9 protein-coding genes are annotated in these 10,869 nt (G+C 60.2%); 8 read left to right on the top strand and 1 reads right to left on the bottom strand.

Annotated features, from left to right (window positions below; all coding sequences use genetic code 11):
- The first annotated feature begins 271 nt into the window (after positions 1-271).
- The 5 genes from ABF824_RS13890 to ABF824_RS13870 all read left to right on the top strand — a co-directional run bounded on the left by ABF824_RS13890 (position 272) and on the right by ABF824_RS13870 (position 6,695).
- Complete coding sequence (locus tag ABF824_RS13890; RefSeq protein ID WP_415489600.1) at positions 272-733, top strand: GatB/YqeY domain-containing protein; 462 nt, start codon at positions 272-274, stop codon at positions 731-733.
- Positions 734-744: 11 nt separating this feature from the next.
- Positions 745-2,616, top strand: a complete 1,872-nt coding sequence (dnaG, locus tag ABF824_RS13885) for a DNA primase (RefSeq protein ID WP_415489599.1) — start codon at positions 745-747, stop codon at positions 2,614-2,616.
- Between the two features lie 175 nt (positions 2,617-2,791).
- The gene (rpoD, locus tag ABF824_RS13880) at positions 2,792-4,768 is read left to right on the top strand and encodes an RNA polymerase sigma factor RpoD (RefSeq protein ID WP_415489598.1); all 1,977 of its coding nucleotides are present in this window, start codon (positions 2,792-2,794) and stop codon (positions 4,766-4,768) included.
- Positions 4,769-4,771: 3 nt separating this feature from the next.
- The gene (locus tag ABF824_RS13875) at positions 4,772-5,353 is read left to right on the top strand and encodes a GNAT family N-acetyltransferase (RefSeq protein ID WP_415489597.1); all 582 of its coding nucleotides are present in this window, start codon (positions 4,772-4,774) and stop codon (positions 5,351-5,353) included.
- A 106-nt stretch (positions 5,354-5,459) separates the two neighbouring features.
- Positions 5,460-6,695 carry a class I SAM-dependent methyltransferase gene (locus ABF824_RS13870; RefSeq protein WP_415489596.1) on the top strand — a complete coding sequence of 412 codons (1,236 nt, stop codon included), beginning with the start codon at positions 5,460-5,462 and terminating at the stop codon, positions 6,693-6,695.
- Here the strand turns inward: ABF824_RS13870 and ubiG are convergent.
- Positions 6,668-7,456, bottom strand: coding sequence for a bifunctional 2-polyprenyl-6-hydroxyphenol methylase/3-demethylubiquinol 3-O-methyltransferase UbiG (gene ubiG, locus ABF824_RS13865; protein ID WP_415489595.1), 789 nt, complete (start codon positions 7,454-7,456; stop codon positions 6,668-6,670). The two genes, ABF824_RS13870 and ubiG, sit on opposite strands and share 28 nt — an antisense overlap.
- Positions 7,457-7,734: 278 nt before the next feature.
- Here ubiG and ABF824_RS13860 point away from each other — a divergent pair, with 278 nt between their 5' ends.
- The 3 genes from ABF824_RS13860 to ABF824_RS13850 are packed head-to-tail and all read left to right on the top strand — an operon-like array spanning position 7,735 to position 10,823.
- Entirely contained in the window at positions 7,735-8,988 is a 1,254-nt protein-coding gene (locus ABF824_RS13860; protein ID WP_415489594.1) for an aspartate kinase, read from the top strand.
- 44 nt (positions 8,989-9,032) lie between these two features.
- Positions 9,033-10,124: an NAD(P)H-dependent flavin oxidoreductase gene (locus ABF824_RS13855; protein ID WP_415489593.1), complete on the top strand. Its 1,092-nt coding sequence runs from the start codon at positions 9,033-9,035 to the stop codon at positions 10,122-10,124.
- Positions 10,125-10,823, top strand: coding sequence for a helix-turn-helix domain-containing protein (locus ABF824_RS13850; RefSeq protein WP_415489592.1), 699 nt, complete (start codon positions 10,125-10,127; stop codon positions 10,821-10,823).
- Positions 10,824-10,869 lie beyond the last annotated feature (46 nt).

The following is a 10,869-nucleotide window of genomic DNA, read 5'->3' as shown; positions in this document are numbered from 1 at the left end:
TTTATGACATCTTGGAATTTCTTTTTATAGTTATAGTCTATTAATTTTGCGAATCCAAAAAATAGAACGACAACAAGAAAGGTGACGAGAATAAATAGTAAGATAGGTTGAGTGGACTGGAGGAAATGCATTTTTCACCTGGTTCGACATTCATAATATATATCTCGACACAACCTAAATTGTGTCAATGTGAAACAATCCTGAGTTGCCAATAAAAAGTAGGAGCTATAGGTCATGCCCCACAGACGCCCACAGCTGGAGACGCCACCCCATGACCGACACCCGCACCCGTATCGCTGACGAAACCAAGATCGCCATGAAGGCCGGTCAGAAAGAGCGCGTCACCACGCTCCGCATGATCGGCGCAAAGATCAAGGACGCCGACATCGCTGCTCGCGGGCAGGGCAAGGAGGCGCTCTCGGGTGACGACATCACCTCTACGCTCCGCAGCATGGTCAAGTCCCGGCAGGAATCCGTGAAAATGTACCTCGAAGGTGGTCGGGAAGATCTCGCTGAAAAGGAACAGCACGAAATCGAAGTCATCCGCGAATTTCTGCCGCCGGAAATGGACGAAGCCGCGCTCAAGGCCGCTGTCGAAGCCGCCATCGCCGAAGCAGGCGCCACCACCATGAAGGACATGGGCAAGGTCATGGGCGCGCTCAAAGCCAAATTCGGAGCCACCCTTGACCTCGGCCGTGCAAACGGTCTCGTCAAGGCCGCCCTCACCGCCTAAATCATGGTCGCATGAGCCTTGACGCTGCCTTCCTCGACGAACTCCGCGCGAGAACCCCACTCGCGCCCCTGATCGCTCGTCGCGTCAAACTCACGCGCTCAGGCCGTAACTGGAAGGGGTGCTGCCCCTTCCACGGCGAAAAAACCCCGTCCTTCTACGTCTACGACGACCATTTCCACTGTTTCGGATGCGGCGCGCACGGCGACGCCATCTCCTTCGTCATGCAGATCGAAGGGAAAGGCTTTCCCGAAGCCGTCGAAACCCTCGCCGCCGAGGCCGGGCTCAACGTCCCCAAGCCCAGCCCCAAGGCCCGCGAGGAAGCCGCCCGCCAGAAAACCCTCGGCGACGTGCTCGAAGCCGCCCAGCGCATCTACACCCACGACCTGCACCAGCCCGCCGGACGCCCCGGCCTCGACTACCTCCGCCGACGCGGTCTCACCGACGAGACCATCGCCGCCTTCGGCCTTGGCTGGGCCAGCGACCGCCGCAACGCCCTCGTAGACGCCCTCAAGCCGCAGGGCATCACCCCGGAAGCGATGGCTGAAGCCGGCCTCATGCGCCTCGACGAGCAGGGACGCCCCAAAGGCGAACTGTTCTGGAACCGCGTGACCTTCCCCATCCGCGACCGCCGGGGCGACCTCGTCTCCTTCGGCGGCCGCATCCTCGGCGATGGGCAGCCGAAATACCTCAACGGTCCCGAAACCGCGCTCTATTCCAAGCGCCGCCTCCTGTTCGGCTTCGACCGCGCCCGTCCAGCCCTCCGCGCCGCCCGCCCCAGAGGCGCTCCACCCGTCGAGGCGCTCGTCGTCGAAGGCTACATGGACGTCATCGCGCTCCATCAGGCAGGCTTCCACGGCGCCGTCGCCCCCCTCGGCACCGCCATGACGCCCGAGCAGCTCGAAATCCTCTGGCAGGCCACCCCATCGCCCATCCTCTGCTTCGACGGCGACCCCGCAGGCCGCCGCGCCGCCATCCGCGCCGCCGAAACCGCGCTGCCCCTCATCTCCGCCGAACGCGGCCTCCGCATCTGCCTCCTCCCCGAAGGCGAGGACCCTGACAGCCTGCTCCAGCAGCGCGGCCGCGAAGCCGTCGCCACCCTCTTCGCGCAGGCCCGCCCTCTGGCCGAGATGCTCTTCGACCTCCTTTCCGAAGGCACCCCCGCGCAGCCAACCCCCGAGCAACGCGCCGGCCTCCGCAGCCGCCTCACGCAGGCCGCCGCGAAAATCGAGGACAAAACCCTCGCCGCCGAATACCGCTCGACCCTCCTCGACCAGTTCTTCAAAACCTACCGGGGCAACCGCACCCCCTTCACGGGCGGCAAAGGCAAGGGCAGGGGACCAGCTCCTCCCACCACCAACGTCAGTCTCGATGGTCGTGAGGACACTGTCTTCAATGGTGACCGAGGTAGTCTCGTCAAACTGACCGACCTCGCCCTGCGTCATCCATGGCTGACAGAGCGTATCGGCGAGGCATGGTGTCGCCTCACTCTCCCCGAAGATCTGGCAGAACTCCGCACCGCCATCATGGATTTCACTGACGATGATCTTGACCATGACGGCCGTTTTAACCCGGAAGAGATGCATGCCCGGCTCATGCGTGTGCTCGCCACGCAGAACCTGGCGGAACGTGCGGAGATCATTCTACGCTCGGCCTGCGCGCCGCTCACCCAGCGTTCGGAAGATGCGGGCAACCCCGAAGAGCCTCCGGAGATGCAATGGTGGCATTTTTACGCTAGACTGAATCGTGCGGAGTTCGAGGCCGATGTTGCGCGGGATAATGCCCTGTGGATACAGAACGGAATGGACCCGAACGAATGGGACAGACTTAAATCGCGAATCGATGCGCTGACCGCGTTGAGGCGAATGGAGGACGGTTTCGGCTGATTTTGGCGTCAAGATGTGGCTAAGAGGCAACTTTATTGTCGACACGCTTCCAGCACCCCCTTGACTTCCGTGGCCTGATCGACCACCTCCACGCTGCCTAATTTTTTATTGCGTGTATTAAACTGTTCCGCTTTCCGCGTGTTCTGGAAAGCGGGCAGGGGGAGACTATCCAGGTATGGCAACGAAGACCGCAGCCGGAACAAGCACCGCATCTGGTGAACAGGACGGGGACAATATTCTCCTCGATACCCGTTCCGGCGCTGTCAAACGTCTCATCGCCAAAGGTCGCGAGCGCGGTTACATCACGTTTGACGAACTGAACGCGGTTCTTCCCCAGGATCAGATGTCTTCCGAGCAGATCGAGGACGTGATGGCCATTCTCTCCGAGATGGGCATTCAGGTTGTCGAGAACGAGGACAATGAGGAGTCCGAGGGCACCGAGGAAAAGGCTGCCAAGGGCGAGGAAGAAGAAGAGGAAGAGGCGGAAGCCGAGGGCGCTGAAGGCCCCACTGGCAATGTCAGTGAAAATGCCGGTCGTACGGATGACCCGGTGCGCATGTATTTGCGCGAGATGGGCTCCGTGGAGCTTCTGTCGCGCGAAGGCGAAATCGCCATCGCGAAGCGCATCGAGGCCGGACGCAACGAGATGATCGGTGGCCTGTGCGAGAGTCCGCTGACGTTCCGCGCCATCATTTCCTGGCATGAGCGTCTCAAGGAAGGCGACATGCTCCTGCGTGACATCGTCGATCTCGAGGCGATGCAGGCCGACCAGAACGGTCCTGAGGAAGTGCCTGAAGAGGGCGAGGAAGGCGAGCAGGACGAAGAGGCCGATACCGACGACGAAGCGGAAGACGTCGAAGGGGGCGAAGGAGAGGGCAGCGGTCTTTCCCTGTCCGCGCTCGAAGAAAAGCTCAAGCCCGATATCCTGATCCAGTTCGACGAAATCGAGCCGCTTTACGAGAAGCTGCGGGCCATGCAGAGCCTGCGCCTCGATGCTCTGGTGAGCGGCGGCGAGACCACTGCGAAAGCCGAGGAAGCCTATCAGCAGCTTCGACAGGAATTGGTGGCGAAAGTTGAGCAGGTCCATCTGCATAACAATCGTATCGAGGAACTGGTCATGCAGCTCAAGGAGCTGTTCCAGAACCTCAATTCTCTTGAAGGCCGCATGCTCCGTCTCTCCGAGAGCTGTAAGGTGTCCCGTGACGACTTCCTGCTGAAATATCGCGGTAACGAGATCGATCCGGGCTGGATGGACATGATCGCCACCCTGCCGGGCAAGGGATGGAAAAATCTGATTGCCAAGCACGCGGATACGATGGCTGACCTGCGCCAGCAGGTTGCTGAGCTGGCGCAGGACACCGGTCTGTCCGTCGGCGAGTTCCGTCGTGTTTACGCCACCGTCGCCCGTGGCGAGCGCGATTCAGCCCGCGCCAAGAAGGAGATGATCGAGGCCAATCTGCGTCTCGTGATTTCCATCGCCAAGAAATACACCAACCGTGGCCTTCAGTTCCTCGACCTGATTCAGGAAGGCAACATCGGCCTGATGAAGGCGGTGGATAAGTTCGAATACCGGCGCGGCTACAAGTTCTCGACATATGCGACCTGGTGGATCCGTCAGGCCATCACGCGCTCGATCGCGGATCAGGCGCGGACCATCCGTATTCCGGTTCATATGATCGAGACGATCAACAAGCTAGTCCGCACATCCCGGCAGATGCTGCACGAAATCGGTCGTGAGCCCGCACCGGAAGAACTGGCTGAAAAGCTGGGTATGCCGCTGGAGAAGGTCCGCAAGGTTCTCAAGATCGCCAAGGAGCCGATCTCTCTCGAAACACCGATCGGTGACGAGGAAGATAGCCACCTTGGTGACTTCATCGAGGACAAGACGGCCATTATCCCGCTGGACGCCGCTATCCAGACCAATCTGCGGGAAGCCACGACCCGTGTGCTTGCCTCTCTCACCCCGCGTGAAGAGCGTGTTCTGCGTATGCGCTTCGGCATCGGCATGAACACCGATCACACGCTGGAAGAAGTCGGACAGCAGTTCAACGTGACCCGTGAACGTATCCGTCAGATCGAGGCGAAGGCGCTCCGCAAGCTCAAGCACCCCAGCCGCAGCCGCAAACTCCGGTCCTTTCTCGACGATAACTGAGACATGGAACCCACACGTCGTGTTGTGGTGGATGTCACGTTTCTCGAAATGCGCCACCCGCCAAGGGAGCAGGCTCTGCCTCTCCCGGCGGGGTGGAGCATAGAACTTGAGAAATCGCCAACAGTTCCGCTTTACCGAATGCTGCATGACAGGATTGGACGCGACTACTGCTGGTGGATGCGGCAGGTAAAGTCCGATGCTGATCTGAAAGCCATTCTGGACCAACCGGGCCGTTCCCTTTTTCTTCTGAAAGAGGGCGATGACATTCGGGGGTTCTGCGAGTTTGAGAAGCGGCCTTACAAAACGATCAACTTGGCTTACTTCGGCCTGATGCCGGAGATGATCGGTCGAGGGATTGGCAGAATATTTCTCTCCCACGCTCTTTCACTGGCGTGGCTTCTGCATCCGCAGCGGGTAACAGTGAATACCTGCACGGCGGATCATCCGCGGGCCTTGCCAGGCTATCTCAAGGCGGGATTTAGGATTGTCGGCGTCGTACGCGAGAACTGGGATGTGCCTCTCCGTCTGAAGCTACCTGCCCCCAAATATCTGGCCCCGAAATATATCGGACGTTTTGTTGAGTGATCAGGATGTTATCCTTTCTGTGGATGCGGGCATTTATGTGCAATGGTGCGGCCTGAAGTCGCTAATCCGGGCCACAGATCGGTCCCAGACTGTCAGAGGATGACGCATGAAACCGTTGCTTAACACTGTCCTGCACCGCTTCATTTCGACCGGTTCGCTGGACGTCACTTTCGCAGACGGCAGCAAAGCTCAATTCAAAGGCGCGCAGGCCGGGCCTCATGCCGGTGTGCGTTTCCTCACGCAGCAGGCCGAACGGCGGCTGCTTCTCAATCCCGGGCTCGGTTTCGGAGAAGCCTACATGGAGCGCGGGCTGGAACCACAGGGCTGCTCGCTTTACGATCTGCTGAACGTTCTGATGCTGAACGCCATGAAGCCCGCTGGTCATGTGGGCGAGGCTATCGCGGCCACCACGCGTTATGCCCGGCGCAGCTGGATTCAGTTCAATCCGGAATCCCGCTCACGCAAGAATGTCGCGCATCATTACGATCTCGATACGCGGCTTTACGACCTCTTTCTCGACAAGGACCGCCAGTATTCCTGCGCGTATTTCCGCACGGGAAAGGAAACGCTGGATGAGGCGCAGGAAGCCAAGAAGCACCATATCGCTTCCAAGCTGCTGCTGGATCGTCCGGGCCTTTCCGTGCTGGATATCGGGTGCGGCTGGGGAGGCATGGCGCTGACGCTGGCAAAGGACTATGGCGCTATCGTCACCGGCATCACCCTGTCCACCGAGCAGCTTCGCATCGCCCGTGCGCGGGCGCAGGAAGCGGGGCTGTCTGATCGCGTTCGCTTTGAACTGCTGGATTACCGCCATCTCCGCACCCAGTACGACCGGATTGTGTCGGTCGGTATGTTCGAGCATGTGGGGATTGGCCACTACGTCACGTTTTTTGAGAAAGTGCGGGAAAGCCTCGTAGAAGGTGGCGTTGCACTTCTTCACTCGATTGGTCGCAACGACGGGCCCGGCACCACCAATCCGTGGATCGACAAATATATCTTTCCCGGCGGATATTCGCCCTGTCTCAGCGAGACGTTCGCCGCTATCGAAAAAGCTGGTCTGTGGGTGACGGACTGCGAGATTCTACGTCTGCACTACGCAAAAACCATCGCTATCTGGCGGGAGCGGTTCGCGGCCCGGCGCGATGAGGCGAGAGCGTTTTATGACGAGCGTTTCTGCCGGATGTTCGAGTTCTACCTCGCCGCAGCTGAACTGTCGTTCGAAGTGCAGGGGCACATGAACTTCCAGATTCAGCTTTCACGCGAGATCGATGCCGTGCCGTTCACGCGTGATTACATGTTCGAGGCTGAGAGCCGTCAGTCCCTCGAAAAGGCTGCGATATAGTTCACCGAGAGATCGCGGCTTTCCCGCCATGAGCGGCCCAGCAGATCCGGTGTCATGCCTGCCATATCGTCAAGTCGAAGGCCTGCATGGCGCCCGTAGCTGGCAAGTTCTGAAGGTGTGACGAATTTCCGCCAGTCGTGAGTGCCGACAGGGAGCAGGCGCGCGACATACTCCGCGCCGATCTTGGCGAAGGCAAAAGCGCGGGCGGTGCGGTTCATCGTCGATACGAAAACCTGACCACCGGGCCGTGTCAGATTGGCGAGCATGGTCATGAATGCCGCCGGGTCCGTCACATGCTCAATGATTTCCAGCGCCACGACGGCGTCGAATGTCACGCCTTCAGAGACCAGTTCTTCCGCGCTGCCGACCCTGTAGGCCAGTGATTCTGCTGCGGAAGGAAGTGGGTTTTCTGCCAGATGCTGGCGTGCAGCGGCGACACCTTCGGCAGAAGCGTCCATCCCCAGAACATCGTGACCCGTCTTTGCGAGAGCCTCGCTGGCCAGCCCCGCGCCGCATCCGAGGTCGAGCACGGTCAGGCGGGACTGTTTTTTGCTTCTGAGCGGCAGGTGGCGGTCGATCCAGCCGATCCGGAGGGGATTCATCGCGTGGAGGGGGCGCATCGGGCCAGTCGGATTCCACCAGTCGCGGGCAAGAGCGCCAAAGCGGGCGATCTCTTCCTGAGAGACAGAAGCGGCGTGGGCATTGTCTGCCTCTGCCTGTTGTCCGGGGACGTGTCTGTCGCTGTCATGAGAGGAATGCATGGAACACGGCACCTTATGCAATTTCGACGACGTTGGCGGCTGGACGTAAGCCAAGGGCAAGGGTATGTGACGCGGCTTGCACGCCTTGGCAATGGTTGTTCCTGCAGAATGCGGATGCTGCTTCGTGGTGGCCGCCAGCAGGCGCGAATGCTGCCCCCCGAGGGGGAAGGTAACACAGGGCGCGTGTCGGTCGCAGCGGGGAGAGCCTGCCAGCGTTCGTGCGCGACGGAAAAGACAGCCCTCCGCACCGAGGCGGGGGAGTGGAGACAGGTCAGATCATGGAGCGTACTCCATCCCGGATCGTCATGAAGTTCGGCGGCACATCGGTCGCCGACCTCGACCGGATCCGTGCGGTTGCCAAACGGGTTCAGGCTCAGGTCGCGGCAGGCTACGAGGTCACGGTCGTCGTGTCTGCCATGTCCGGAGAGACCAACAAGCTGGTGGGTTTCTGCGAAAACTTGTCACCGCTTTACGACCCGCAGGAATATGACGCCGTTGTCGCCACGGGTGAGGGCGTCACGAGCGGCCTGATGGCGATCGCCCTTCAGAATCTCGGCATCAATGCGCGCTCGTTTCTGGGATGGCAGGTGCCGATCCGCACGGATGACGCACATGGCAAGGCCCGCATCGAGTCGATCGATGGTGCCACTTTGATCGGCTGCATGCAGTCGGGGCAGGTGCCTGTGATCGCTGGTTTTCAGGGCGTATCGCCGGACGGACGCATTACCACGCTCGGACGTGGCGGCTCGGATACCTCGGCTGTCGCCGTCGCGGCTGCGGTGAAAGCGGATCGCTGCGACATCTACACGGATGTGGATGGCATCTACACGACCGACCCGCGAATCGTGCCGAAGGCCCGCAAACTCAACAAGATCACTTATGAAGAGATGCTGGAACTGGCGTCTGTCGGCGCGAAAGTGCTCCAGACACGGAGCGTCGAACTTGCCATGAAAGAGCGCGTGCGGGTGCAGGTGCTCTCCAGCTTTACGGAAGAAACGCCCAAGGAGAACGGCCACCTGCCCGGGTCGCTCGTGGTTGATGAGGACGAAATCGTGGAACAGGAACTCGTTACCGGCATCGCCTACTCGCGCGATGAGGCGAAGATCTCCATGCGGCGCATTCCCGATCGTCCGGGGATTGCCGCTGCGATCTTCGGCCCGCTCTCAGAGGCGAGCATCAATGTTGACATGATCGTCCAGAGCACGGGCGAAGACGGCATGACCAACATGACGTTCACCACGAGCAAAACGGACCTCGCGCGTGCCATGGCCGTGATCGAGGAAGCGCGCCCCGGCATCCAGTATGGCGAAGTCGTCACGGATGATTCCGTTGTGAAGATCAGTGTTGTCGGCGTTGGCATGCGCTCGCATGCAGGTGTCGCCAGCACGATGTTCCGCACGCTGTCCGAGCGCGGCATCAACATTCAGGTGATTTCCACCAGTGAGATCAAGGTGTCGGTGCTGATTCCGGCGGAATATGCAGAGCTGGCCATCCGCGCCCTGCATACGGCTTACGGACTGGACGCGGCGTAAGCTTGCGCCGTTCCATCCTGATGCATTGACGGGAACCTGACCTGATGACTGCCGCTTCTCCTGCCGATACGAAGACCGCTCCTGTCGCCTCACCCGATGCGGCTCTGGAAAAGCGCGCCAGAGCGGAGCTCGATCAGCTCTGGTCGCGGGGGACCGCGTTTCTGGGAACGGAATACGCCATCCTTGGCGGTGCGATGTCGTGGGTGAGCGAGCACAATCTTGTGGCGGCCATCTCCAATGCCGGCGGTTTCGGCGTCATAGCCTGTGGCGCGATGAGCCCCGAGCTTCTGGCCAAAGAGATAGCGGCGACACAGGCACTCACGCAGAAGCCCTTTGGCGTGAACCTGATCACCATGCATCCTCAACTTGATGAGTTGGTGCAGGTCTGTCTGCGGGCGAGTGTCGGTCATATCGTGCTTGCTGGAGGCATTCCCCCCGCCGCGGCAATCCGTGCAGCGAAAGACGGCGGAGCGAAGGTCATTGCCTTCTCGCCAGCTCTTGTGCTGGCCAAGCGGCTGATCCGCATGGGGGTCGATGCTCTGGTGATCGAAGGGGCGGAAGCAGGTGGCCATGTGGGGCCAGTGTCGTTGACGGTGCTGGCGCAGGAGATTCTGCCGCATATTACGGAAGTGCCGGTGTTTGTGGCAGGCGGCATCGCCCGCGGCGATGCGATTGTGGGGCTGCTGGAGCAGGGCGCATCGGGTGCTCAGCTTGGAACGCGCTTTGCCGCAGCGGAAGAAAGCATTGCCCATCCACGTTTCAAGCAGGCGTTTATTCGTGCGGCCGCCCGTGACGCAGTGACATCCGTGCAGCTTGATCAGCGTTTCCCGGTGATTCCGGTGCGTGGACTGGTGAACGATGGCAGCCGCAACTTCCTGCTTCATCAGGCGGAGACGTTGAGGCGTTTTCAGGCAAACGAGCTAACCAAGGAAGAGGCGCAGCTCGAGATCGAGCATTTCTGGGCGGGAGCCTTGCGCCGGGCGGTGATCGATGGTGATGTCGAGAATGGATCGGTCATGGCGGGCCAGTCGGTTGGCATGGTAAAGAGCGTGCAGCCGGTGAGCGCCATTATTGATGAACTGGTCGCGCAAGCGGTCAGTGCTCTGGCGCATCGGAGCTGTCGGCGGAGTAATTGAATGAGTGTGGAAACCTCGAATCGAATCGAGGAAGACACCATGCAGCAGGATGGAAACCCTGAAAGGGAACAGGAGACTGTTTCCGAGGCATGGGCGACCCCGTTGCCTGACTTTCATTCCATGGGTGTGGGCCCCGCTCTTCGAATCCGTCGTGAAACCCTTGGGTGGGCGCTTCCGGATGTTGCGGCTTGGCTGTGCATCAAACAATCCTATCTTGAAGCGCTGGAACACGACCGGACAGACACGATACCGGGCGGTGCCTATGCGCTTGGTTTTCTACGCACCTACGCTAATGCTCTAGGCTTCCCGGCCGACAAGATGGTCGCACGCTTCAAGCATGAAGTGCGTGGCGTCGTGAAAAAGCCCGAACTGACATTCCTCTCACCCGTGCCCGAAAAGACTGTTCCGGCCAGTGCGTTGGTGCTGGCGGGGCTAGTCGTCGTCGTAGGGGCGTATATTGGCTGGTATCGGATGATCGGGCACGAGCCGGTGCAGCTTGAGCAGATTCCGTCAGTTGCCAGCGTGATGCCCGGCATGGCCAACAAGGAAACACCGTCGCCGCAGATTGCCTCGGTGATGCCGAACGCCATCCCGTCCTCTCCATCACCACGTCCAGCTCCCGCTCCTGATGTGAAGCCTCAGGAAAACGAGGCGTCCCTTTCAGGGAGTGAGACCCTCGCTCTGGCTTCTCAACTGTAGAACCTGAAGAACGCCGAAACCGGAACGCACTCGACTGGCGATGATG

This window comes from Acetobacter sp. (assembly GCF_047721705.1).
Classification (GTDB): domain Bacteria; phylum Pseudomonadota; class Alphaproteobacteria; order Acetobacterales; family Acetobacteraceae; genus Acetobacter.
Note: the sequence above shows the minus strand (reverse complement) of the source record. Positions and strands in the feature narration are given on the sequence as shown.